This window comes from Mesonia sp. K4-1, assembly GCF_008017825.1.
Classification (GTDB): domain Bacteria; phylum Bacteroidota; class Bacteroidia; order Flavobacteriales; family Flavobacteriaceae; genus Mesonia.
Genome location: NZ_VRLS01000093.1, coordinates 1 through 24,716, shown reverse-complemented (window position 1 = coordinate 24,716; position 24,716 = coordinate 1). Strand labels below are relative to the sequence as shown.

Here is a 24,716-nt window from a genome sequence, read left to right as displayed (position 1 = left end):
CAAGATAGAAATATAAATTTTATAACTTTAGAGAAAATACTGTGCCATGCTTAAAAAAATACTTCTTTTACTTTTAGCTGTTTTTATAACCACGAATGTTTTTTCTCAACGAAGATTTGATAAATGGTGGGATGAAGTAGAAGAGTTAGAGAGAGCAGATTTATCTTTTGATGCTTATGAGAAAGCTCAAACCATTTTAAAAAAAGCAAATAGGAAAGAAAATGCAGAGCAGTTTATTCGAGCTTTTTTATATGTACAGAAGTTCAAATTACTTCTAAAAGATAACAGTAAAGAAGAGGTTTACGAAGATTTCTTGGCGGAAATAGATGAGCAGCCTTTTCCCATTAAAAACATTTTATCTTCTTATTTAGCCGAGAGTTTAAAACAACATTATAATATTAATCAGTATAAAATAAATAGACGTACTAAAACAGATACTACTTCATCTTCTTTTAAAACTTGGGATAGTGAAACTTTTAAAGAGAAAATTAATTATTACTATGAGCTCTCTCTAGGATCTAAAGAAAAGTTAGTTACAATTCCGTTAAGTGATTATAAAAATACCTTGTCTTATGGTGATAATTATAACAGATTTAGATCTAGTCTACTAGATCTTTTAGTCTTGCGATATTTAAAGGCACTGCAATTACCCAAATATTATACCCCCTCTAGAAATGACTTTATTATAGATAACCCTTTGTACTTTAGTCTTCCTTCCACATATAGTAATATAACTCTTAAAACTGAATATAAACACCATGCACGGCACAAAACGCTTCAACTGTACCAAGATTTAACCAAATTACATCTTCAGCAAAGCGACGAGCTTTCTGCATTAATTCTTACGCTAGATCGTTATCATTTTTTATTGAACAACGGAAATTATGATGATAATCAACAAGAATACCTCAATGCTTTAAAAAAGTTATTGAGTAGCACTTCCGTTAAGGAAGAAAAAGCCTGGGTCGCTTATAAGCTTGCATTATTTTATTATCAAAACGCTAACAAAAATACCAACTACGATTACTCGGAAAAAGCTTTACATCAAGTAGAATATGTATTATCATTAAAAAGCAACTCTATTCCAGAACGTGAAGCTTTAAAACTAAAGCAAAAAATAAGCTCTACTTCATTTAATGTAACCCTGCAAGAGAGTGTTATCCCTAATCAACCTATACTTACCCAGATAGAAGCTGAGAATATAGACACTTTACACTTATCAATTTATCAAATTAATAACCGTGATTATGATTACAAAGTGCGATATAGAATCTTAGACACTCTTATTCCAGAAAAAAAAGCTGTTCATTATCAAAAATTCGCACTTAAAAACCCCGACCCCTTTTACTCTTATAGTCATGAGTTTTTCATAGACAAATTACCGGCAGGGTTATATGTTTTTAGGTTCAGTAAAGAAAAAAAGCCTCACTTAGGTAAAGATGAACATATCTATTCTTTTGTCCACGCTACCAATTTAAGTTATTATAAATATGATTACGATAGTGAACAGCATTTATATGTAACACATAAAAAAACTGGACTTCCTATTTCTAATGTAGATGTAAAAGTAGAAAATAATGGAAATTACACCACAAATGATGAAGGTTTAGCCATTATAATAGGTGAGAATAAAAGTTATAGCGAAAAAACTTTACTTATAAATGGAAGGGATACTCTAGCTACTGGAGTTCGCTTTTCTAAAAAATACATACGTAATTACGAAGATGACGGTGAAATTAATGTAGCTATTTTCACCGATCGCAGTATTTATCGTCCTGGACAGATCATCTACTTTAAAAGCATTCTATCTTACCAAAAAGAAGAAGAAAGAGAAGTGGTCCCATTCCAAAAGGTACTTGTTTCTTTATACAATCCTAATAATGACCTCGTAAAAGAAATTGAGCTTACTACCAATGAATTTGGTTCGGTTACTGGTGAATTTATTATCCCTGAGAATAACCTTAACGGAAATTATCAAATCTATATTGATGAAGATTTTGATCGTGACTCTGATTATTATAATATAGATTTTGACGATGCCAATAAAAGAATTAGTGTAGAAGAGTATAAACGCCCCACTTTTGAAGTAGAACTCAGCAATCTTGACTCAACTTACGTGGTAAATGATTCTATCTCTGTAAAAGGAAAAGCAACCGCATTTTTTGGAGGAAATATTACCAATGCAAAAGTAAATTACAAAGTAGAACGGTCATTAGATTACAATCCTATTCTTAGGGCTAGTTCAAATACTATAAATATACGAACTGAAAGTACTAAAATTGCATCAGGTATTGTAAACTCCAACAATAAAGGAGATTTTATAATTCCTTTCAAAGCGATTCCCGACAGTTTAATTACAAGAAAATATAAACCTAGTTTTACATACGTTATTACGGCGAGTATTACCGATATTAATGGCGAAACACAAACAATAAGAAAAATTTATAATTTTGGATATCACGCTAGTAATTTAGAATTAATAACTAACTCCAAGATTCATTTGAATAATGAACAAACTTTAACTCTAAAAACTAAAGATCTCAATGCTAAACCTATAAATGCTTCTGGAAAATTGTTTGTTTATAAATATAAAACCCCTAATCGAATTATTGTTGAAAGGCCTTGGAAGACTCCAGATATTCAAAACGTTCCTAAAAGTGATTTTTTACAATACTATCCTTATTTTGCTTATGATAGCTTAGATGTAAGTTCAAATTGGGAAAAGGAATTAATGAAAACCATTTCGCTAGAAATTGATGGTCAAAAACAGCTCTATTATCAAGAATGGAAAGACGACCTTGCCTCTGGAAAATATCAAATTCTGTTTAAAGGAGTAGATTTTTTAGGAGACAGTATTACTGCAAAAAAAGAAATTCAGTTCTTCAATAAAAAAGATGAAGAACTTCTTCGTACCTCATCATTTGTCACTTTCACTTCTGAAGTAAAAAAACAAAAGAAGAGGAACTTGGTAATGCTTAATCTTTACACCCCGTTAGACAATTTAACGCTTTTGATTGACATAGGCTTTTTAGGTAAAGTACAGTTTAGAAAATTTATTACTCTCAAAAATGGAGTAAATAACATACCAATAGAGATTCCTAAAGAAGCAGAATATGTGAATTATAGATATATGTATATTTCAGAAGGAGTCGCAAATGAACAAAGAGCAACTATAGATGTTCCAAGAGAAAAAAAGGAAGAAAAAACACTTCAGTTCGAAGTACTTACTTTTAAAAACAAATTAGACCCAGGAAAAGAAGAAGTTTGGGAGTTAAAGATAATCGACAACAAAAATAAACCTGCTGAAGCGGAAATATTAGCAAGTATGTATGATGCTTCTTTAGATCAATTTAAAGAACATGATTGGATCGAAAAACTTCACAAAAATAGAAATCATATAAACTATACAAGACTTCCTTATGTAGATAATGACTATGATTACTTAGAAGAAGCACGCTTTACAAGAAGAAATCATACATATGGTCGTAATTTCATACTAGATCAATTTAGGTATACTCGTTTTAAATCTTTTGGATATCATTTCACACATACAGATTCTTATCAAGCATACTACCTTAAAACTTTAATTCATAAAAATAATACGAAAGAAAACGTAGTTTCTGGTACAATTACAGATAAGCAAGGATTACCACTTCCTGGAGTAAATATAATTATTAAAGGTACCTCAAGGGGAACTCAGACAGATTTTGATGGATATTACGAAATCAAATATAAAGAAGACCTAACTCTAATTTTTTCTTACCTAGGCTTTGAAACTCAAGCAATACTATTAAATAAACCTCAAGAGCTGAATATAGTAATGCAGGATGGGAATAGTTTGGATGCAATAGTAGTAAGCGCTTTAGGTGTAAAAAGAAAGAAAGATCAGATCACAAGTTCATATCAAATCGTAGATTCAGAGGCTTTGTTAAACACGAATAATCCCGATATCATCTCAGATTTGGCTGGTAAAATTTCAGGTTTACAAATTGAGTCTGATGATAGCGGTGAAAATAAAATAGTGCTAAGAGGAAATCGCTCAGTAAGCGGGAGTAAAGAGGTCCTCATTATTATTGATGGAAAAGTAGCCACTGTGGAACAATTTGGCTTTTTAAATTCCAATCAGTTAGCTAGTGTGGACATGATAAAAGGCTCGAATGGAGCCGCAATGTATGGTGCTCAGGGAGCTAACGGTGTAATCGTCGTAACCACTAAAAATGCGGTAAAAGATTTACAACAAGTTAAAGCTAGAACTAACTTACAAGAAACTGCCTTTTTCTTTCCGCAGTTAAAAACCAATAAAAAAGGAGAGGTGAGCTTTCAGTTTAAAAGTCCAGAGGCATTAACTCGTTGGAAGTTTCAAGCTTTTGCACATGATAAAAATTTACATCAGGCTAAATTAGATTTAAGTACGATCACACAAAAAGAACTCAATATACTACCTAATTTCCCACGCTTTTTTAGAAGTAAAGACAGTATTATTATTTCCGCCAAGATAAATAACCTAAGCGACAAAACCCTTAATGGAATTATTCAGTTAGAATTTACAGATGAACTCACCCAAAAGAAAATTAAGCTTATTTTAGACGCTATTTCTGTTAAAAATTTCAACATTCCCTCTAAAGGTAATACAGAGGTTAACTGGAAACTTGCTATTCCCGAAGGTTTAGAAGCCGTTCGTTATCGCATCGTAGCAAAAGCAGGAAACTTCTCTGATGGTGAAGAAAATATTATTCCAGTATTTACCAATCGCATTTTTATTACTGAGGCTTTACCCATTTGGCTCAACCCTAATGAAGAAAAGACCTTTAGTTTAGAAAATCTTAAAAACAACACTTCTCCTGCGCTCAAAAACCACCAACTTATTTTTGAGTACACTAGCAACCCGGTATGGACAGCGATTAAAGCTTTACCTTATTTGGTAGAATATCCTTATGAATGTGCCGAGCAAACTTTTGCGCGCTATTATGCTAATAATTTAGCTTCTCATTTGCTAAAACAACACCCCGAAATTGAAAACATTTTAAAAGATTGGGAGAAAAAAGGCGGACCCACATCTGACCTCAACAAAAATGCTGAACTTAAAAACATTCTTATTCAAGAAACGCCTTGGTTAAAAACAGCACAATCTCAAGAAAAGCAACAACAACGATTAGCTTTATTGCTCGATGCCAAAAAATCTATGCAGCGTGCAGAAGATAATCTGGACAAATTAGCATTAATGCAAATGTCTTCTGGGGCGTTTCCATGGTTTACTGGCGGCAGAGAAAACCTATCTATTTCTTTACATATCTTAACAAGTATGGAAAGGTTACAAAATTTGAATAAAGAACTGAGTACAAATAAAAAATATCAAAATATTAAAGACAAGCTCATCTCTTATTTAGATGATAAGTTAATACAAAATAAGAGCGATGAAAATTATTATGCCAGTCTACAACTCAATTTTCTATACGCAAGGAGTTTCAATTTCAGTAATGAAAATGAAAATTTAAAAAACTTCAGTAAGGAGGTTTTAAATTCTTACCAAGACCAATGGATTAGTTTATCTATTCAATCTCAACTCACATTGGCTTTAACAGCTTATCGCTTTGATCAAAAAGGGCTATCTAAAAATATTTTAGAAGCCTTAAAGCAAAATGCGGTCATCAATTCTAAATACGGAATGTATTGGAAAGAACTCACAAAAAGTTACGCTTGGTTCAACGACGCCATTGCCACACAAGCTTTGGCTATTGAAGCCTATCACGAAATTGAAAATGACACCAAAAGTGTGCAGCAATTAAAAACTTGGCTTTTAAGAAATAAAAAAACAGAGTCTTGGAAATCTACTAAAGCCACAACCGAAGCTATTTATGCGCTATTAAATTATAGCAAAAATAACGCTTCCGCGGAATTTCCCACGATAAAAATTGGAGATAAAAAAATAAACCCTACGCCTACTGAAACGGAAACAGGTTATTATAAAACTTCTTTTTCCGCTAAGGAAATTGAACCAGAAATGAGCCAAATAGAAATTAAAAACAATTCTGAAACGGCTCAATATGGTGGTTTATACTGGCAATATTTTGAAGAATCTGATAAGGTTAAAGACAATCAACAAGAACAAATTTCTATCTTGAAAGAATTATTGAAAAAAGTGGAAACCAATGAGGGAAGTATTTTAAAATCTGTAACTAAAGAATCTTTAGCGTTAGGAGATGTTATTGTAGTAAGATTAATAATTAACGCTAAAGAGAGTTTTAGCTTTATGCATTTAAAAGATATGCGAGCATCTGGTCTAGAACCGATTGATGTTATTTCTAAGTATAAATATCAAGATGGTTTGGCGTATTATCAAAGTACAAAAGATGTAGCAACTCACTTCTTTTTTGATAACCTAAGAAAAGGAACTTATGTACTAGAGTACAATTTAAAAGTAAATAACAAGGGTGATTTCTCTAACGGCATTACACAATTACAAAGTATGTACGCTTCAGAATTTAAGTCACAGACTAAAGGAACTCGATTGAAAGTAAACTAATTATCTTTTGGGAGGGAAGTTTTCTAGTGCTTTTTTAGCGATTTCCAAGAAAGCTTCTTCTCGTTCTATAGGAGTTAGTTGTTTGTCTAGTTTAGATTCTACAACGGCCTGCCAAAACAACTCGTTATTTACAGTATTTGCAAACTCAATGGTAACACTTATAAATTGCTGAGTTCCTCCAATAGGAATTCCGCCAGAGACTCCTCCTCCTACAGCGCCACCGCCTCCGCCTAACCCAATACCAATTGTATTGTTGCTACGTTGCTCAAAGAATTCGGCATAAAAATTAATTTTAAAATCTGAATCTTCTGTTTGCTGATATCCTTCAGCAATTAACGCTTGAGAAAGACTAGTAACAAATCGTTGCTCGTCCAATTCGTTGAGCCCTGTATTTAAATCGGTATAAAAAGAAAAACTTTTACATTGTTCAAAGTTCATCTGTTCATCGTAATCGTAAAATGCTTTGGGACCACCACAAGAAAAAAGAGTTCCTATCAAGGTAAAAAAAAGTAGCTGTTTCATCATTCATTATTTAATTAAAAATAGTAAAAATAAAACAGCTACTTATAAGTGTAACGTATTCTTAACAGTTAAGCTTTGTGCAAAGGATCTTTATTTAATACTTCCCACAGAGTATCTTTTAACTCTTGTAGACCTTGTTGCGCTACAGAAGAAATAAATACGTACGGTATTTTTTTAAAGGCTTTAGCGACTTCTTTCTCTAACTCTGCTTTTAACTCTTCATCGAGCATATCGCTTTTCGAAATTGCAAGTACGCGGTCTTTATCCAATAATTCTGGGTTGTAACGTCTTAATTCATCCAATAAAATTTCATACTGACCTTCAATACTTTCTACATCGCAAGGGACTAAGAAAAGTAAGGTCGAATTTCGCTCAATATGTCTTAAAAATCGATATCCAAGACCTTTTCCTTCTGCAGCTCCTTCAATAATTCCAGGAATATCTGCAACCACAAAAGACCTATAATCTCTATACTTTACAATACCAAGGTTAGGTTTTAGAGTGGTAAACTCATAGTTTGCAATTTTTGGTTTTGCAGCCGTAATCACAGAAAGTAAAGTAGATTTCCCAGCATTAGGAAAACCAACCAAACCAACATCGGCAAGTACTTTTAATTCTAAAGTAATATCTCGTTCCTCTCCTTCTAGACCAGGTTGCGCATATCTAGGTGTTTGGTTTGTTGAAGATTTAAAATGCCAGTTACCACGACCTCCTTTTCCTCCTGGAGCAATTACAATTTCTTGCTCATGACTTACGACCTCATCTATAGTTTCTTCTGTTTCGGTATCTCGAATAACGGTTCCTAAGGGTACATCAATATAGATATCTTCTCCATCTGCTCCCGTACTTCTTTGTTTAGAACCGTGCTCCCCGTGACCCGCTTTAATATGTCTTTTAAAAGTAAATTCATGAAGTGTCCAAAGGTTTTCATTACCTCGAATGATTACGTGTCCTCCTCGACCACCATCTCCTCCATCTGGACCTCCTTTCTCAATATATTTCTCTCGGTGTAAATGCATAGAACCTTTACCTCCTTTTCCTGAGGTAACATGTAGCTTTACATAGTCTATAAAATTCCCTTCTCTCATTTTAACCTTTTGGTTTTAAAATAAAACACTTTTAATGAATCTCTCGTTCAATTATTATAATTGGTCTATTACCTCACTTAATCGTGCTGTAATATCATCAATACTACCTACGCCATCTACTCCAAAATACTTACCTTGTTTTTCGTAATAAGATTTTAAAATTGCGGTTTCGTTGTAATATACTTTTATACGGTTTCTTATAACGCTTTCATCGGCGTCATCTGCTCTGCCCGACGTTTTACCTCTTTCTAATAAACGTTTTACAAGAACCTCATCTTCTACCTCTAAGGCCACCATAGCACTTACTGCGGTATTTTTATTTTTTAGCAACTCAGCAAGAGCATCAGCTTGTGCCTCTGTTCTAGGAAAACCATCAAAGATAAATCCTTTTACTCCTGCATTCTTTTCTACTTCCGCGTTAAGCATATCTATAGTTACCGCATCTGGAACTAATTGACCTTTATCGATAAAGGTTTTTGCTTTCTTCCCTAAGTCTGTTTCGTTTTTTATATTGAAACGAAATACATCTCCCGTAGAAATATGTACTAAGTTATATTTCTCTTTAAGAATTTCGGCTTGAGTTCCTTTTCCGGCACCTGGAGGGCCAAATAAGACAATATTTGTCATTTTGTTGATATTAAATTGTAAAATAATAAAGTGCAAAGATACAGATTACAGATTTAAACAAGATTGTTTCCTTTAATCTATTAGAAAGATTTATTTTTGCTCAAACAACACATTTATGAATTATTTTTCTTCTTCTTTTAAATTAGGTATCCTTGGCGGAGGTCAACTAGGCAAGATGATGCTCTATGACACTAGAAAATACGATATACAAACCTATGTAATTGATCCTAACCCTGAAGCTCCTAGTAAGTTTGCTTGTAACTTTTTTGAGCAAGGAGATTTAATGGATTATGATACCGTTTTGCAATTTGGAAGAAAAGTAGACGTACTTACCTTTGAAATTGAAGGCGTTAATGTAGAGGCTCTAGAACAATTAGAGAAAGAAGGCAAAAAGGTATATCCACAAGCTGCAGTATTAAGAAAAATACAAGATAAGGGAGTTCAAAAACAGTTTTATAGCGAACATAACATTCCTACTTCACCCTTTACCGTATATCAAGAAAAAGATGAGCTTACCGAAGCTTTAGTTAGAAAGGAATGGGAATATCCTTTTGTTTGGAAAAGCTGCACAGGAGGTTATGATGGTAACGGAGTAAGCATTATTCGTTCTGAAGAGGACTTAATCCCGGTTCCTGATGTACCGTGTATTGCTGAAAAAATGATTCCGTTTAAAAATGAATTAGCGGTTATTGTGGCAAGAAACCCTGCTGGGGAAGTGAAAACTTATCCGGTTGTTGAAATGGAATTTCATCCAGAAGCCAACCAAGTAGAATATGTAATCTGTCCTGCTAGAATTGATTCAGCAGTAGCGAAAAAAGCAAGAGAATTAGCTGTAAAAGTATCGGAAGCTTATGAGCATGTAGGATTATTAGCGGTAGAAATGTTTCAAACCCAAGATGATAAAGTTTTGGTGAATGAAGTCGCTCCAAGACCACATAATAGCGGGCATTATAGTATTGAAGCAAGTTACACCAACCAATTTGAACAACATATTCGTGCTATTTTAGATTTACCTTTAGGTAATACCGAAAGTAAAGTAGGTGGTGTTATGGTTAACTTGGTAGGTGATGAAAATCATGAAGGTCAGGTAAAATATCAAAACATTGAAAAAATCATGAAAATGCCTGGGGTAACTCCGCATATTTATGGTAAAAAGCAAACTCGCCCCTTTAGAAAGATGGGACACGTAACGATTGTTCATCGAGATATTAATGAAGCTAGAAAAATAGCTGAAGACGTTAAAAAAGAAATTAAAGTAATAAGCAGTTAGCAGAAAAATAAATTAAAATTATTACTTTTTATAAACAAGCTAAGGGCTTAAAGCCAATAGCTAAAAGCTAAAAAAATGAGTAAAGTAGGAGTTATCATGGGAAGTACGAGCGACCTCCCTATAATGCAAGAAGCAATAGATATTTTAAAAGGTTTTGATATCGAGGTAGAAGTCGATATTGTATCGGCACACCGTACTCCCGATAAACTTTTTGATTATGGTAAAAATGCTCACTTACGTGGAATTAAAGTCATAATTGCCGGCGCTGGTGGAGCAGCACATTTACCAGGAATGATTGCTTCCCTTTCTCCACTTCCTGTGGTTGGAGTGCCTGTAAAATCTAGAAACTCTATAGATGGCTGGGATTCTGTGCTTTCTATTTTACAAATGCCAGGTGGCGTTCCTGTAGCTACCGTTGCTTTAGACGGAGCTAAAAATGCAGGGATTCTTGCTGCACAAATTATAGGCACATCAGACAAGTGTGTTTTAGATAAAATCTTATTTTACAAAGAAGGTTTGAAGCAAAAAGTGATAGAAGGAGCTAAAGATGTGAATCAATCACAGGATTAAATAACTACTAATAAAAAGCTTTCCTTTAATGTGAAAGCTTTTTTATTTTAAAACGTACATCCAACTTTAATTCCGCCCCAATTTGCAACATCACCGCCTTCGAACTCTGGTGTGGTGGTGGTTCTGGTATATTCAAAATAAAGTGTTTTGGTTTTTACAATAAGTCCTAAATTAAACTGTCCTGTTAAACGCTTTACCTCGTTAGAAGAAATATTATAAACGCTACTATCATTAAAAAGTCCTCCTTGCAGACTCGCATCGTAACCAATGAACTTTATAAGCGGTTGTGCAAAAGCATATACTTCAAATTTATTTTTATTCTTTACAGAAGAAAATCCGTTATTAATAATTCCCAACGTGGCATTTGCACCAAGAGAAGCATTGGTAAAAAGGGTTCCTAAATTGATTTCAGATTGTCCCTGCAAAGAGAAAAAATCAGCATACCTAAAAAGCTGCTTCTCATAAGCCAATTGGTAATTTAAAACCAGATCATTCTTAATTTGATTTCTCCAACCATAAGGTATTTTATTTCCCGTTGCTTCATGAATACTTTGTTGCATTTCTCCGCCAAAAGCACCCGGACCTATAATTCCCAAACTCAAAGCAGAGACCAAACGAGAAGAATTTACCGTATCTTTTGCCACTAGAAAGCTTTTTAACATAATAGCCGCTGCAAATGGGCGATCTCCAACTTGTATTTCTCTACTTGCATAATCATCTGGCGTAAACCCAATATGTTCTAACGCCAAACCATAAATCAATTCGTTATTTTTCGGTTGTAAAAAAAGAAAATTGGCTGGATTTTTCTCTAAGAATGGTAACACCAATTCTAACTGATATCCTTGCGTATAGTTTTTATCCGCAGAAACGAAATAATCATTATCATAATTAAATCTAAAATACGAACTGCTTTTTATCTCCCTAAAAGAAGAAGTATGATCTATTTTTTGGGCGTAAGTTGAAAAACCCAACCCCATAATAAACGAAAATAAAAATGTTTTTACCATACTTTATTTACGCAAAACAACAGCATAGAGTTGTTAAATATCATAATTATTCTAGCACATTAATTATGAATAAATTAGTTAAATTAACTTCATTTTATTATCCTAACTTTTAGGATTGATATCCTACTTTGTACCTTTACATTCAATTAAAGAAAATAATTTATGACTCCAAATAATCCACTTTTGCAGCCTTTTGAAGAGGCTCCATTTTCAAAAATAAAAACCGAACACTACCAACCTGCGATAAAAGAAGCTATTGCTTTAGCTAATGCAGAAATTGATGCAATCACCGCTTCCGCGGAAGCGCCTACCTTTAAGAATACCATTGAAGCTTTAGAAAATAGTGGAGAAACCTTGGGTAGAGCTACCAGCATCTTTTTTAATATGAATTCGGCAGAAACCAATGATGAGATTCAGCAAATAGCACAAGAAGTATCTCCCTGGTTAAGTGAGTTTAGCAATGATCTTACATTAAATGAAGAGTTGTTTAAACGCGTAAAAGCAGTTTATGAACAAAAAGATAGCTTAAACCTTTCGGTGGAAGAAAATAGATTATTAGAAAAGCATTACAAATCTTTTAGCCGAAATGGAGCTAACCTAAAAGGAGAAGATAAAAAGAAATTAAGAGAAATAGATACCGAACTATCTAAGCTGTCGCTCACGTTTGGAGAACATGTTTTAGCCGAAACGAACAATTATGAACTGTTAGTGACCGACGAAAGCAAATTAGAAGGTTTACCAGAATCTGAAAAAGAAACCGCTGCACAATTGGCAAAAGATAAAGGTAAAGAAGATTTTATTTTCACCTTGCAGTATCCAAGTTATATTCCTTTTATGAAGTATGTAAAAGATCGTGAACTTCGTAAAGAACTTTCTATTGCTTTTGGTGCTAAAGGATTTCAGGACAACAAATTTAACAACGAAGATATTGTTTTAAAAATCGCTAATTTACGTCATCAACGCGCCAACTTATTAGGTTATAAAACCCATGCAGATTTTGTGTTAGAAGAGCGAATGGCGAAAACACCGGAAAAAGTAAACGATTTTTTAGAAGAACTTTTAGAGAAAGCTAAACCCGCAGCAGAAAAAGAATTTAAAGAACTAACAACTTTCGCTCAGGAGTTAGACAATATAGATCATCTCGAAAAATGGGATAGCGCTTATTATAGTGAAAAATTAAAGCAAAAATTATTTGATGTAGATGACGAACAATTAAAGCCTTATTTTCAGTTAGAAAATGTAATCGATGGAGTATTTACAGTTGCTAATAAACTTTACGATTTACAATTTAAGGAAGTTCAAAACGTAGACAAGTATCACAAAGAAGTTAAAACTTACCGTGTCACAAATGCTAAAGGAGAGGAAGTCGCTTTATTTTACGCTGATTTTCACCCTAGAGAAGGAAAACGCGGAGGTGCTTGGATGACGGTTTATCGCGACCAACAAAAGAAAGATGGCAAAAATATACGTCCGCACATCTCGAATGTATGTAACTTTAGTAGAGCCATTTCAAAAAAACCAGCTTTATTGACATTTAATGAAGTAACCACTTTGTTCCACGAATTTGGCCACGCTTTACACGGAATGTTAGCTGACACGACCTATACGAGTCTTTCAGGAGCTTCGGTATATTGGGATTTTGTGGAACTTCCTAGTCAGGTTTTAGAAAATTGGTGTTATGAGCCAGAAGCCTTGGCGCTTTTTGCAAAGCACTACGAGACGGGAGAGATTATTCCGAAAGAATTAATTGAAAAAATAAAGAAATCGGCGAACTTTCAAGAAGGAATGCAAACTTTAAGACAGCTCAGTTTTGGGATGTTAGATATGGCTTGGCACGGGATCGATCTTTCTACAGTTAAAAATGTAAAAGAACACGAATCTAAAGCTTTTGAACACACAAAATTATTCCCCGATGTGGCTGAAAACTGTATGAGCACTTCTTTTTCTCACATTTTCCAAGGCGGTTATTCTGCAGGATATTATTCTTACAAATGGGCAGAAGTATTAGATGCAGATGCCTTTGCCTACTTTAAAGAAGAAGGGATTTTTAATAAAGAAGTCGCCACCAAATTTAAAGAACATGTATTGAGTCAAGGAGGAACAGAAGACCCTATGGTTTTATACAAACGCTTTCGCGGAAAAGAACCTAACCCAGAAGCTTTGCTCAAACGAGCAGGTTTAATTTAAAACCTAAAAAACCGATTAGTTTTCATACTAATCGGTTTTTTTATTCCGCTTAAGCGAAAATAGAATTAACTTTTAATCCATTGAAGAATACTGTCATCATTGGGCAAAGTTCTAGGATCAATTACCTTTACCAATTTCCCTTCTTCATTGATTAGGTATTTTTGAAAATTCCATTGTACTTCAGAATCTTCCAATCCATTTTTAGATTTTTGAGTTAAAAACTGATATAAAGGATGCATATCATACCCTTTTACCGAAATTTTACTCATCATAGGAAAAGTTACTCCGTAGTTTCTTTCACAAAATTGCGCAATATCTTCATCGCTTCCTGACTCTTGGCTAGCAAAATTGTTCGCAGGAAAACCTATCACCATAAAGTTATCATTCTTATATTCTTTATAAATTTCTTCTAATTGTTCGTATTGAGGTGTAAGTCCGCATTTACTTGCGGTATTTACCAACATTACTTTTTTACCTTTTAATGTAGCAAGATCAAACTCTTTTCCTTCAATATCATCTACCTTAAATTGATATATCGTGTTACTCATTTCTTGTGTATTTTGAGCTAAAGCTATTATTCCAAACAGAAAGAAACAGCCAAAAATTATTTTATTCATTTTAAATAGATATTCAAAGCTTATAAAGGATTGTTGCTATTAGAGTCTCTTGCAAGTTCTACTTCATCCTCCTTTTCTCCAATTTTTGAATCGAAATAATATAATGATTCTGAAGTTGCTTTAGTTCCGCCTGCAATTTTCAACTGATCCATAATTTCTAACACCATAGCTTCTTCCTCAATTTGTTCTTTTACAAACCACTGACCAAAATTCCAAGTGGCCCAATCCTTTTCCTCTTGAGCTAGTGAAACAATTTCATAAATAGCACTGGTATTATCAATTTCGTGCTGAAAAATCTTTTCAAAACAGTCTTGAATATTTTTAGGATCTTCTGATGGTGCTTTTACTGCTCCAATTTTTGGTCTGCCACCACGTTCCATAATATATCCCATTACTTTAGTCATATGATCGCGTTCTTCTTGAGAGTGTCTAAATAAGAAATTAGCTACTCCGCCATAACCTTCGCTATCTGCCCAAGCTCCATACGCTAGGTAAACCTGAGAAGCATTCGCCTCTTTTTCTAACTGTTTATTTAGGATATTTTCTATTTTCTTTGATAGTCTGTTCGTTTCCATTATTTAGTTTTTTACTAATTTATAAAAACATAACTCCTTAAGACTTGCTCTTCAAAAACTTTTAACAAACAAAAATTGATCTTATTTTACCTTTTTAGGATTTTGTTTTACAAAGGCTTCCCAACCCGTATAGCTCTTTCCCACTTCTACTCTACCTTGATTGTAAAAGTGACAAACCGCAGCAGCTAAACCATCTGTAGAATCTAAATTTTTGGGTAAAGATTTTAGTTTTAAAGTACTTTGAAGCATTCTAGCGACCTGTTCTTTACTAGCATTTCCGCTCCCTGTTATGGCCATTTTTATTTTTTTAGGAGAATATTCGGTTACAGGTATATCTCTGCTTAATCCTGCAGCCATAGCTACACCTTGCGCTCTTCCTAGTTTTAGCATCGACTGCACATTTTTTCCAAAGAAAGGAGCTTCAATGGCAATTTCATCGGGGTAATAAGTATCTATTAACTCTATGGTTCGCTCAAAAATAAGCTTCAGTTTAACGTAATGATCATCGTATTTTTTTAGTATGAGCTCATTAAGCTGTAAAAACTCCATTTGTTTACCTACCACTTTTATAAGTCCGAATCCCATAATGGTGGTTCCTGGATCTATTCCTAAAATAATTTTTTCTGTTTTTAAACTCAATGTCTTTTTCCTAATTAATTATGCTAACTTCTAACAAAGCTAAACAATTGTTTTTAGTACTTCTTTGTATTGTGTATTTAAACCTTATTTTTGACTCACATTTACTACATCACTATGCTAATTATTGCCCTTATCATCTTATTGGCTTACATCTCTATTATGGTTTGGCTTTTTTTAGGCATAAAAAAACTACATTTTAAAAGAATTAAATCTCTATCTGCTGCGTCTAGTTTTAGTATTTGTATTCCTTTTAGAAATGAAGAGTTATACTTAGAGAATTTACTTCATTCCTTAAAAAGTATAGATTATCCCACACACCTATATGAAATTATTTTAGTGAATGATTTCTCTTCAGATGCTTCGGTAGCGATTTGTAAAAGCTTTTTAGAAGCACATCCTTATGTAAATGCTCAAATTATTCACGCTCAAAATCCTCACAGCACTTCACCAAAAAAAGAAGCATTATTACAGGCTATAAAATTAAGTACTAAAGAATATATAGTTACCACCGATGCCGATTGTGAAGTACCTCCAAAATGGTTACAGGGATTCAATAATAAAATAAAAGGAAAACAAGCCGATTTTATAGCCGGTCCCGTAAGTTATTTTTCTACTAAAAACTTCATTAATTATTTTCAACGTTTAGACTTTTTGAGTTTGCAAGCCGCAACCTTAGGCGGGTTTGGGCAGCAACATCCATTTTTGTGCAACGGAGCCAATTTATGTTATAAAAAAGAAACTTTTTTTAATGTAAATGCTTTTGCCGGAAACCACCATATAGCAAGTGGAGATGATATTTTTTTGCTAGAAAAAATGATTGAAAACAAAAAGATTATTCAATATGTCGCTTCCGCGGAAGCGATGGTCTTTACCCATGCTACAAAAAGTTGGAAAGGGTTGTTTTTGCAGAGATTACGCTGGGCTTCTAAAACCACCGCTTCCAAAAGCATTTACAGCAAAAGTATAGGAATAGTGATCTTTTTAGCTAATGCGGGCTTGATAATAATGGGAGTTCTTTGCATTTTTAAGTCGGCTTATTTGTTATTCTTTTTTGAATATTTATTCATCAAAATGATCATCGATTTTGTTGTTTTAATAAAAGTAGCGGACCTATTTAAATTATCTATTTTAAAAAAATATTACCTCTACGTTCCTTTTATCTATCCTATATTTATCTCTGTAACAGCTATTTTATCATTGTTTAAAAGCTACTCTTGGAAAGAAAGAACATTTAAAAAATAATAGATGATTCTAACTTAACTTAGCTAATTATTACTAAATTTGAGAAACACACTACCCAATATGAAACCATTTCTTACTCTTTTAATAGCTTTATTTTTATTTAACTTATCGAACGCTCAAGAAAATTATTCTTACCAAGGAAAAGAATATTCACTTATAAAAACGGTAGATGGAGAGCTCGATTTATTGTACAATATTATTGATGGTGAGTATCGCTATTTTATTTCTAGAAATGAAAGTTTAGAAGAGCTCACCAACACAAAGGTAGATGGTAAATATGCCGAGCAATACAAAACTACCTTAGAAAGCTTTACCGACGATGAAAATATTTCTACAAAGCGCGTAAATCTTACGTTATCGAGCTTGCAAGAATTTATTATTACATACAATAGTTTAAAAGATAAAGATTTTCAAGATCCTAGAAAACAAATTAGCGTCAACTCGCGTTTGGGCTTTTTTGGCGGAATAACCAATTTAGTATACACCACAAATCCTGGAAATGAAACAGCTCCTCTTCTTGGAGCAGAATGGGAAATTTACAGTGACGAAACCTTAAAAAGACATTCAGCTTTTGTTCAGTTTAGGTATGTTTTTGAATCGGAAGAATATAAATATTCTGAAGCGCAGATTTCACTTAATTACCGTTTTAAAATTATTAATTTAAGTGATTTCCATTTTTACGTTGTCACGGAATTTATCAATCTCAATTTTTACAATGAAAATTATATTATCATAGATCCTGAAGATTATTTAAATAACGAAGAAATTAATAGGAAAGATAGTGAACTAAATTTTCCTATAAGTTTTGGAGCTGGAGTTGCATATAAGATTACTCCAAATGGTTTTTTAACCTTTAGCTATAACGATGTAGTTTCTCTTGCTGAAGATACTAATGGAGAATTCCCTATAGATTTTACTTTAGGTTATAAATTTAAAATGTAATTTTTTACTCAGACTGAATAGTTAACGGTAACTGAAAACTTGTATTTACAGGAATTCCTCGTTTTTGAGCGGGATAAGTTTTAGGTAAATTGGTTACTGCTTTTTCTAACCAATTCTCAAATTCTGGTAATTGCTCTCTCAAATGTTCAGAAGCTTTTAAAGAGTCTATTTTTACCTCTCCTTTAGCTGAAACTCCTATCACCACCATTACCTTTTCATGGAGACTATCTTGCAAAACAACTTGATGTGTTTCTAAATTTTCATAAATGATTTGAGTAAGTCTTTGCTCAAAACAACGTTTTTGTTTTGCTTTTTCGTCACACTTTTCACATTCAGGAAAACTAGGATAAGTTTCCACATCATTCCAATTAATGTGCTTTAGTTCTTCTGCTGCAATTTCATCAGAAAAAACCTTCTTAGTTTCCATTTGTTGGCAACCTAAAAGAGAAAAAAATAAAAATACCCACGTAATCTTATACATAGGGTAAATGTAAGTAAATCAGCTAAAAAACAAAGAGTAGATGTTAAAATTCTTAATCTACTTTTTTAGATAGATGTTGCTCTTCTTTTAAATCCTTAATTCTTCTATTTGCTAATTCTACAAAGGATTGAACTCCACTATGGTTCTTAAATTTTTTTACAAATAATTCATAATAAGAAAGGCGCGTATTTAAATCGGCATAATAATTATCGGCTGCTATCGCCAGCTCAAACTGACTTCTCATTTTATTGGGCTCTTCTTCTAAAGCTAGATTAAAGTAATACATCGCTTTTTTGTAATCTTCTTTACCCTTATAAGTTAAACCTAAAGATTGATAGGACTCATCTAGTTTGGGTTTACTTAAAAGCAAAGCCATCAGTAAATGTTTCTCTGCTTCGGCTAAATCCTCTCTATGTAAATATAACTTTCCCACATATAAATGAGCGGTCGCGTTTTCTGAATTCAATTTTAAAGCACTTAAATAAGCTTCGATGGCAGGATTAATAAAACCCTCTTGGTAATAGCACATACCTAGTTTTTCAAATACATTTTCAGATGTATATCCCAAATTAATTACTTTTTCATAACGCTTTAAAGCGGAAGAATAATTACGCTGGGTATAGGCATTTAGAGCTGAAAGCAATTGCATTTTTATATTCCTAGGATTATTCTTTAAACCTCTTAGCGTAAGTTTTTCGGCTTTTTTGAAATCTTTTTGACTGTAGTAATAAGAAGCTAATTGATACAAAGCGTGTTGATGAAAGACATCGTGCTTTAAACTTCTTTCAAAATATAGGTAAGCTTCTGGGTCTTTTAAATTTTGTTTTATTAATCCCAATTGATAATAAAAATCTGGGTTTTGAGGATATTGCTGAATCAAATCCGTGTAAACGCTATCTGCTTTTTGATACTGAAAGGTCCGCCTCAACAATTTACCATAATTAGCTTTTGCAACCACTAAATTAGAATTTTGCTGAATCGCTTTTTGATAAGCTACAAGTGCTGCATTTAAATTCCCCCTAGCGTTTTGAGCCGATGCTATTTTTTGATACACATTGGCCGAAATATTTCCTTGCGCCTCATAGACTTGAATCGCTTTTTGATAATCGCCCACGCTATATAAACTATCGGCTAAAGCAAGGGTCGAAGTTTGTGCTTCGACCCGCTGAAAAATTGCTATTAAAATAAATAAACTCAGTATTCTTAACATCTAGTCAATTTTGAATATAATAGGTAAACTATATAAAACATTGACTGCTTTACCATCTTGCATTCCTGGTTGCATTTTTGGTAATTGAGCAACCACTCTTTTAGCTTCTTCCGCTAATTCTGGACTTGCCGCTCTTGCTTTTATATCTTCGATATCTCCAGTTTTACCAATCGTAAATTTAACATAAATTCTATTTGAACCTTTTTTTGCAAAACTTTCTACCGCTTTGGTATTAAAGTTTGAATTTACAAATTGACTTATTAAACTACTAGTACAATCCTTTATAGTTTCATTATTGCTAATTTGATCACAACCTGGATAAGCAGGAACGGTTTCAATAGATGAAAAAGAAACTCCATCAATTTCTATAGAACTCTTCTTATCCAAATCATAAACTTTTTTATTTTCTCCATCTGTAATGACCAATTTATGCATCACTTTGTCTTCAATTATTTTTTTTGATAATTCTCTAAATCTGCGATTTTCATCATCAGTCAAATTATTAATATCTTCCACTTCGATGACTCCATAATTCTCTGTCTCATCAGGTAAAAGCAATTCTGTAGGAGGAGCTGGCGGTGGCGGTGGGGCTGGAAGCTCAGATTGATTGATTTCTACGGTTTCTTCATTTTCTGAACATGACACATAAGTGAGCATGGCTACCATTAGTGGCAAAACAATTAAATACTTTAGCTTTGCTTGAGCAGCTGATTTTGATTTTTGTAACATAACGATTCGTTTTTTGATTAATGAATGATTAAAAAATTGATTGATGAATGATATTTGATGAGTCCCAAAAGCTACATTAAGTAGACTTTGGTAGTAATTAATTTTTGATGTATTCTGGGTGACGTATTCGTCGGCTATAAATTCATGCAGACTTGTTATCTGTTTTTGGTAAGCAAATACCGCAGGATGAAACCAAAACAAGAGTTTTAAAATTTCGAAGTAGAATAAATCAAGACTATGATTTTGCGTTACGTGAACCCATTCGTGCTGCAAAATATGTTGCCTTTCCTTTTCCTTAATTTCACTACCTATAAATATTTGATTGTAGAAGGTACAAGCAATTCTGCTGTTTTGTATTTCGCTATAAAAAATACCGTCTTGTTGTTTTTGAATTCCACTTTGCTTAAATTTTCTAAACTGATTCCATTTTTTTATCAGAAGTAAGAAAGCGATGCTAAAACCAATTCCGTAAAGAATTAAAAAACCATTTTGCCATAATATTTGGGTCCACTTAATGGCTTCTAAATTATGGGTCACGGCTTGAGTTTCTTCGGCTGCGACCGCAAAATCACCTAATAAAACGGGTGGTAAATTAATATATGCTGTCCCTGTTGAGTCTTTTGGTCTTAAAAAATCTAAGGTTATGAATGGCAACAGCAAGGCTAAACACGGCGTTAATAGTAAATAGAGGCGATTGTAGTCAAAAAAAGTTTCCTTTTTTAAAAACAATAGGTAAGCCACATAAAAGACTGCTAAGAATAAACTGAATTGTACTATATATAATCCCATCTTATTGTTTTTTATTAATTTCTTTTAAAATCTCCTCCAGTTCTGCGGTGCTCATATCATTTTTCTTTACAAAAAAGGAAAGCATACTCTTCATAGAGCCATCAAAATAATTATTCATAAGCTTGGTCATAGAAAATTTACTGTAACTATCCTTTTTAACCAACGGAAAATAATGATGTCCTCTCCCAACTTTTTTATAACCCACAAATCCTTTACTCTCTAAAATTCTTACAATCGTAGAAACTGTGTTATAAGCGGGTTTTGGTTTTGGCATCTCCTCTATAATAGATGCCACATTCGCTTCTTCTAATTTCCATAGTTGTTGCATTACCTCTTCTTCAGCTTTTGTCAATTCTTTCATATAGCAGTTTTTTCTTAAAAAGTTATTTTTAATTCAGTAAAAAATATACCTTTCTGATTCATTCAAATTATAATGAATATTCAAATATAACTAAATTTTTAGTTTAAACTAATTTATTAGTTGAAAATTTAATCATGGATTTAATTTTACTTCTTCTTGGATTTATTTTATGTGTAGTAGGAATCGTAGGAACTTTTCTTCCTGCTTTACCCGGTATTTCATTAAGTTGGTTAGGTATTTTGATGATCTACCTTACCTCTGTAGTTGAAATTAATTATGTCTTGTTAACGATAACTTTAATAATTGCTATTTTAATCATCGTCTTAGATTATGTAATTCCTGCTGCAGGAACCGAAAGATTTGGCGGAAGTAAAGCCGCAGCTATTGGCACCACTGTGGGGCTTGTTGTAGGTATTTTCGCTCCTATACCATTCGGTTTTCTTATTGCTCCGTTTCTAGGTGCATTTCTAGGCGAAATTATTTTTAATAAACAAAGCAATACTCAAAAAGCATTTCGAGCAGCTACAGGATCTTTTTTAGGATTTTTAGCCTCTACCTTTGTCAGTTTCTTTACTGCCTGCGTATATTTGGGGATATTTATTACAATTTTCATTAAAAACTTCCAATCCTTTTTTTAATATGACACATCAGGAAATTGCAGCCATTTTATTACAAGCCGAAATTACTCAAAAAGCTTGCGCTCCCATTCGTAGCCATTTAAAAGAACTCGATTTGGAGTCTGCCTATAAAATCCAGAAAATAAATGTAGATCAGAAAATAGCTAAAGGCGGAATTGAGATTGGTAAAAAAATTGGACTTACTTCTTTTAAAGTACAAGAACAGTTAGGAGTAGATCAACCCGATTTTGGAGTTTTGCTTCAGCATATGCAATTTCAACAAGGTGAAAATCTCGCTTTCGCGGAATTGATGCAACCCAAAGCTGAAGCTGAAATTGCTTTTATTTTAAAAGAAGATTTAAAAGGTAAGAATATCACTACTGAAGATGTGATTTTGGCGACAGATTACATCACGTCTGCCATAGAAATTGTAGGGAGTAGAATTAAAGATTGGAACATTAAAATAACAGATACCATTGCAGATAACGCCTCGTCGAGTCATTTTATATTAGGAACTAAAAAAGCCAACGTTCAAGAAATTGATTTAGAGAATAATAAAATGCAGCTCTTTGTAAACGATCAATTGGTATCTGAAGGAGATGGGACTTCTTGCATGGGCAATCCCTTAAATTCGGTAGTTTGGTTAGCCAATAAAATGAATGATTTAGGCAATCCGCTAAAAAAAGGAGAAATTATCCTTTCTGGAGCATTGGGCCCCATGGTAAACTTAAATCCTTCCGATAAGGTTAAAGCAAGCATTGAAGGCTTGGGAGATATTGATTTTCTAGTGCATTAAATCAATAAATTTTATAACCAAGTTACTTTATCATCTATAGGTTGACGATCTCCTTTTGGAGTTTCTCCTTCAAAATTTCCTACATAAAAAAAGCCTAAACACTTTTCTTCTTTTGTCATAGGAAGAAATTTAGGCATCTGTTCTATTAAGGATGGTGAACTCCAGTACCCACCTAAACCCAATTCAGTTGTCATTAACCACATATTTTGAACCGCCATGGCGGTTGCGGCTATTTCTTCCCATTCAGGAACTCTTTCTTTTTCATCTCGATGCATACAAATCACGATCACATGACTTGCTTGAGCTGGTTTAGATTTAATTTTTTCAAATTTAAACTCAGAAAATGCCTCGGCACTTTCTTTGTAAGCCTTTGCTAAAAAATCACCTAACTCACTTAGTTTATCATCAGTTATGACATAGAAACGCCAAGGTTCAGTTTTGCGATGACTAGGAGCCCAATTGGCAGCTTCTAAAAGCTGATTAATTTGTTCCGTAGTTACTTTATCAGAAGTATATTGTGCAGGAAAAACAGATCTTCTTTCCTTTATAGTTTTTAAAATCATCCTAATTAAATATCTTTTTGATTACATTAGAAATTCTATTTCGGTCTTCATCAGTTAAATTTGATCCAGAAGGCAAACATAAACCTTCATTAAATAGAGACTTAGCTACATTTCCTCCATAATAAGGACAGTCTTTAAAAATAGGCTGCATATGCATAGGTTTCCATAAAGGCCTACTTTCTATATTTTCTTTTTCAAAAGCCAACCTTAAATCTTCTCGATTAATTCCATTTGTCAATTCTGGATTTACAGTAATAGCACTTAACCAATGATTCGAATAGAAATCAGCATTAGGTTCTTCGAAAACTTGAATTCCTTCAATTGAAGCAAATAGATCTTTATAAAAGAAATGCATTTTTCTACGCAATTCGATGTGTTCTTCAAGAACCTCCATTTGACCTCTACCTATCCCCGCTGAAATATTACTCAACCTATAATTATAACCAATATGACTATGTTGATAGTGAGGAGCGTCATCTCTAGACTGAGTGGCATAAAACACTGCTTTTTTCTTTGTTTCCTCGGAAGAACAAACCAATGCTCCTCCTCCACTTGTGGTAATTATTTTATTTCCGTTAAAAGATAAAATACCAAAGTTAGAGAAAGTTCCACATTTTTGATTTTTATATGTAGACCCTAACGCTTCTGCAGCATCTTCAATTACTGGAATATTATATTGTGTGGAAAGCTCCATAATTTCATCCATTAAAGCAGGCATTCCGTATAAATGGACCACAATAATAGCTTTCGGTTTCTTTCCATGTTTAATTCTAGCCTCTATCCCTTCTTTTAAAGCTTTAGGACACATATTCCAGGTCTGTTTTTCACTATCAATAAATACGGGTTTCGCGCCTTGATAAGTAATTGGATTCGCTGAAGCGGAAAACGTAAAAGATTGGCAGAGTACTTCATCTCCTAAACCAACACCTAATTGAATTAATGCTAAATGAATTGCTGCAGTTCCACTACTTAATGCTGCTACTTCTTTACCATTTCCTATAAAATCTTTTAAATCTTGTTCAAAACCATTTACATTAGGTCCTAAAGGTGCAATCCAATTTTCATCAAAAGCGGTATTGATATATTTAATTTCGTTTCCGCCCATATGCGGAGAAGACAACCAAATTTTAGATAAATTCATTATTGAGGTATTATAGATCTGAAGAGTAAATTTATTCTATTTCTTTTAGAATAAATCATAAGAATAAGATTTAATTGACTTTAAAAAAGGGGTAAAAAAAAACCCTCCACTTGTATCAAGTGAAGGGTTTATAAACTTACCAATTGGTAAGTAAAAAAGGCGGCGACATACTCTCCCACAATTAGCAGTACCATCTGCGCTAACGGGCTTAACTTCTCTG

Annotated in this window: 21 protein-coding genes; 8 read left to right on the top strand and 13 right to left on the bottom strand. The window is 33.2% G+C overall.

The features are described from left to right. Positions 1-46: 46 nt before the first annotated feature. A complete protein-coding gene (locus tag FT986_RS14510; RefSeq protein ID WP_147865687.1) occupies positions 47-6,523 on the top strand; it encodes a carboxypeptidase-like regulatory domain-containing protein in 6,477 nt (2,158 codons plus the stop codon). Here FT986_RS14510 and FT986_RS14505 read toward each other — a convergent pair whose 3' ends face one another. From FT986_RS14505 to FT986_RS14495, 3 genes are all read right to left on the bottom strand, one after another. Then, positions 6,524-7,045 carry a DUF4136 domain-containing protein gene (locus FT986_RS14505; RefSeq protein WP_187248648.1) on the bottom strand — a complete coding sequence of 174 codons (522 nt, stop codon included), beginning with the start codon at positions 7,043-7,045 and terminating at the stop codon, positions 6,524-6,526. Between the two features lie 68 nt (positions 7,046-7,113). Further along, positions 7,114-8,133, bottom strand: a complete 1,020-nt coding sequence (gene obgE, locus FT986_RS14500; RefSeq protein ID WP_111541914.1) for a GTPase ObgE — start codon at positions 8,131-8,133, stop codon at positions 7,114-7,116. 54 nt (positions 8,134-8,187) lie between these two features. Beyond that, positions 8,188-8,760 carry an adenylate kinase gene (locus FT986_RS14495; RefSeq protein WP_147865685.1) on the bottom strand — a complete coding sequence of 191 codons (573 nt, stop codon included), beginning with the start codon at positions 8,758-8,760 and terminating at the stop codon, positions 8,188-8,190. Between the two features lie 115 nt (positions 8,761-8,875). On the opposite strand from FT986_RS14495, the gene FT986_RS14490 reads away from it, so the two are divergent. Both FT986_RS14490 and purE read left to right on the top strand, forming a co-directional pair. Further along, positions 8,876-10,030 carry a 5-(carboxyamino)imidazole ribonucleotide synthase gene (locus FT986_RS14490; RefSeq protein ID WP_147865684.1) on the top strand — a complete coding sequence of 385 codons (1,155 nt, stop codon included), beginning with the start codon at positions 8,876-8,878 and terminating at the stop codon, positions 10,028-10,030. A gap of 75 nt (positions 10,031-10,105) precedes the next feature. Continuing rightward, a complete protein-coding gene (gene purE, locus FT986_RS14485; RefSeq protein WP_147865683.1) occupies positions 10,106-10,600 on the top strand; it encodes a 5-(carboxyamino)imidazole ribonucleotide mutase in 495 nt (164 codons plus the stop codon). Between the two features lie 47 nt (positions 10,601-10,647). Here the strand turns inward: purE and FT986_RS14480 are convergent, their stop codons facing one another. Continuing rightward, entirely contained in the window at positions 10,648-11,607 is a 960-nt protein-coding gene (locus FT986_RS14480) for a lipid A deacylase LpxR family protein (RefSeq protein ID WP_147865682.1), read from the bottom strand. 162 nt (positions 11,608-11,769) lie between these two features. On the opposite strand from FT986_RS14480, the gene FT986_RS14475 reads away from it, so the two are divergent. Then, positions 11,770-13,794, top strand: a complete 2,025-nt coding sequence (locus tag FT986_RS14475; protein ID WP_147865681.1) for a M3 family metallopeptidase — start codon at positions 11,770-11,772, stop codon at positions 13,792-13,794. A gap of 65 nt (positions 13,795-13,859) precedes the next feature. On the opposite strand, the gene FT986_RS14470 is transcribed toward FT986_RS14475, so the two are convergent. The 3 genes from FT986_RS14470 to ruvC all read right to left on the bottom strand — a co-directional run bounded on the left by FT986_RS14470 (position 13,860) and on the right by ruvC (position 15,625). Next, positions 13,860-14,411: a glutathione peroxidase gene (locus tag FT986_RS14470; RefSeq protein WP_147865680.1), complete on the bottom strand. Its 552-nt coding sequence runs from the start codon at positions 14,409-14,411 to the stop codon at positions 13,860-13,862. Positions 14,412-14,431: 20 nt separating this feature from the next. Next, positions 14,432-14,986, bottom strand: a complete 555-nt coding sequence (locus FT986_RS14465) for a ferritin (RefSeq protein ID WP_147865679.1) — start codon at positions 14,984-14,986, stop codon at positions 14,432-14,434. Positions 14,987-15,067: 81 nt separating this feature from the next. Further along, the gene (ruvC, locus tag FT986_RS14460) at positions 15,068-15,625 is read right to left on the bottom strand and encodes a crossover junction endodeoxyribonuclease RuvC (RefSeq protein ID WP_147865678.1); all 558 of its coding nucleotides are present in this window, start codon (positions 15,623-15,625) and stop codon (positions 15,068-15,070) included. Positions 15,626-15,715: 90 nt separating this feature from the next. On the opposite strand from ruvC, the gene FT986_RS14455 reads away from it, so the two are divergent. Both FT986_RS14455 and FT986_RS14450 read left to right on the top strand, forming a co-directional pair. Then, a complete protein-coding gene (locus FT986_RS14455) occupies positions 15,716-16,867 on the top strand; it encodes a glycosyltransferase (protein ID WP_147865677.1) in 1,152 nt (383 codons plus the stop codon). Positions 16,868-16,927: 60 nt separating this feature from the next. Continuing rightward, the gene (locus FT986_RS14450; RefSeq protein WP_147865676.1) at positions 16,928-17,809 is read left to right on the top strand and encodes a hypothetical protein; all 882 of its coding nucleotides are present in this window, start codon (positions 16,928-16,930) and stop codon (positions 17,807-17,809) included. A 4-nt stretch (positions 17,810-17,813) separates the two neighbouring features. Here FT986_RS14450 and FT986_RS14445 read toward each other — a convergent pair whose 3' ends face one another. The 4 genes from FT986_RS14445 to FT986_RS14430 form a co-directional block, all read right to left on the bottom strand. Further along, positions 17,814-18,236 carry a hypothetical protein gene (locus tag FT986_RS14445; RefSeq protein WP_187248647.1) on the bottom strand — a complete coding sequence of 141 codons (423 nt, stop codon included), beginning with the start codon at positions 18,234-18,236 and terminating at the stop codon, positions 17,814-17,816. A gap of 106 nt (positions 18,237-18,342) precedes the next feature. Continuing rightward, on the bottom strand, positions 18,343-19,500 hold the full coding sequence (locus FT986_RS14440; protein WP_147865674.1) for a lipopolysaccharide assembly protein LapB: 1,158 nt from the start codon (positions 19,498-19,500) through the stop codon (positions 18,343-18,345). Next, positions 19,501-21,018, bottom strand: coding sequence for a M56 family metallopeptidase (locus FT986_RS14435; RefSeq protein ID WP_147865673.1), 1,518 nt, complete (start codon positions 21,016-21,018; stop codon positions 19,501-19,503). A gap of 1 nt (position 21,019) precedes the next feature. Further along, positions 21,020-21,379 (bottom strand): BlaI/MecI/CopY family transcriptional regulator, encoded by a 360-nt coding sequence (locus FT986_RS14430; protein WP_111541928.1) that lies wholly within the window; start codon positions 21,377-21,379, stop codon positions 21,020-21,022. A 134-nt stretch (positions 21,380-21,513) separates the two neighbouring features. Here FT986_RS14430 and FT986_RS14425 point away from each other — a divergent pair, with 134 nt between their 5' ends. Next, positions 21,514-22,017, top strand: a complete 504-nt coding sequence (locus FT986_RS14425) for a DUF456 domain-containing protein (RefSeq protein ID WP_147865672.1) — start codon at positions 21,514-21,516, stop codon at positions 22,015-22,017. A gap of 1 nt (position 22,018) precedes the next feature. Beyond that, positions 22,019-22,792, top strand: coding sequence for a 2-keto-4-pentenoate hydratase (locus FT986_RS14420; protein ID WP_147865671.1), 774 nt, complete (start codon positions 22,019-22,021; stop codon positions 22,790-22,792). Positions 22,793-22,803: 11 nt separating this feature from the next. Here the strand turns inward: FT986_RS14420 and FT986_RS14415 are convergent, their stop codons facing one another. Both FT986_RS14415 and FT986_RS14410 read right to left on the bottom strand, forming a co-directional pair. Beyond that, positions 22,804-23,355, bottom strand: coding sequence for a nitroreductase (locus tag FT986_RS14415; RefSeq protein WP_147865670.1), 552 nt, complete (start codon positions 23,353-23,355; stop codon positions 22,804-22,806). A gap of 1 nt (position 23,356) precedes the next feature. After that, positions 23,357-24,496, bottom strand: coding sequence for a DegT/DnrJ/EryC1/StrS aminotransferase family protein (locus FT986_RS14410; RefSeq protein WP_147865669.1), 1,140 nt, complete (start codon positions 24,494-24,496; stop codon positions 23,357-23,359). Between the last annotated feature and the right edge of the window lie 220 nt (positions 24,497-24,716).

What these genes read in the sequence shown, in the direction of transcription:
- FT986_RS14435 (WP_147865673.1), bottom strand. Translation starts at nt 21,018, where the DNA reads ATGGGATTATATATAGTACAATTCAGTTTATTCTTAGCAGTCTTTTAT.
- FT986_RS14490 (WP_147865684.1), top strand. Translation starts at nt 8,876, where the DNA reads ATGAATTATTTTTCTTCTTCTTTTAAATTAGGTATCCTTGGCGGAGGT.
- FT986_RS14440 (WP_147865674.1), bottom strand. Translation starts at nt 19,500, where the DNA reads ATGTTAAGAATACTGAGTTTATTTATTTTAATAGCAATTTTTCAGCGG.
- FT986_RS14445 (WP_187248647.1), bottom strand. Translation starts at nt 18,236, where the DNA reads ATGGAAACTAAGAAGGTTTTTTCTGATGAAATTGCAGCAGAAGAACTA.
- FT986_RS14475 (WP_147865681.1), top strand. Translation starts at nt 11,770, where the DNA reads ATGACTCCAAATAATCCACTTTTGCAGCCTTTTGAAGAGGCTCCATTT.
- FT986_RS14510 (WP_147865687.1), top strand. Translation starts at nt 47, where the DNA reads ATGCTTAAAAAAATACTTCTTTTACTTTTAGCTGTTTTTATAACCACG.
- obgE (WP_111541914.1), bottom strand. Translation starts at nt 8,133, where the DNA reads ATGAGAGAAGGGAATTTTATAGACTATGTAAAGCTACATGTTACCTCA.
- FT986_RS14505 (WP_187248648.1), bottom strand. Translation starts at nt 7,045, where the DNA reads ATGAAACAGCTACTTTTTTTTACCTTGATAGGAACTCTTTTTTCTTGT.
- purE (WP_147865683.1), top strand. Translation starts at nt 10,106, where the DNA reads ATGAGTAAAGTAGGAGTTATCATGGGAAGTACGAGCGACCTCCCTATA.
- FT986_RS14480 (WP_147865682.1), bottom strand. Translation starts at nt 11,607, where the DNA reads ATGGTAAAAACATTTTTATTTTCGTTTATTATGGGGTTGGGTTTTTCA.
- FT986_RS14425 (WP_147865672.1), top strand. Translation starts at nt 21,514, where the DNA reads ATGGATTTAATTTTACTTCTTCTTGGATTTATTTTATGTGTAGTAGGA.
- FT986_RS14420 (WP_147865671.1), top strand. Translation starts at nt 22,019, where the DNA reads ATGACACATCAGGAAATTGCAGCCATTTTATTACAAGCCGAAATTACT.
- FT986_RS14465 (WP_147865679.1), bottom strand. Translation starts at nt 14,986, where the DNA reads ATGGAAACGAACAGACTATCAAAGAAAATAGAAAATATCCTAAATAAA.
- FT986_RS14470 (WP_147865680.1), bottom strand. Translation starts at nt 14,411, where the DNA reads ATGAATAAAATAATTTTTGGCTGTTTCTTTCTGTTTGGAATAATAGCT.
- FT986_RS14495 (WP_147865685.1), bottom strand. Translation starts at nt 8,760, where the DNA reads ATGACAAATATTGTCTTATTTGGCCCTCCAGGTGCCGGAAAAGGAACT.
- FT986_RS14410 (WP_147865669.1), bottom strand. Translation starts at nt 24,496, where the DNA reads ATGAATTTATCTAAAATTTGGTTGTCTTCTCCGCATATGGGCGGAAAC.
- FT986_RS14415 (WP_147865670.1), bottom strand. Translation starts at nt 23,355, where the DNA reads ATGATTTTAAAAACTATAAAGGAAAGAAGATCTGTTTTTCCTGCACAA.
- FT986_RS14430 (WP_111541928.1), bottom strand. Translation starts at nt 21,379, where the DNA reads ATGAAAGAATTGACAAAAGCTGAAGAAGAGGTAATGCAACAACTATGG.
- FT986_RS14450 (WP_147865676.1), top strand. Translation starts at nt 16,928, where the DNA reads ATGAAACCATTTCTTACTCTTTTAATAGCTTTATTTTTATTTAACTTA.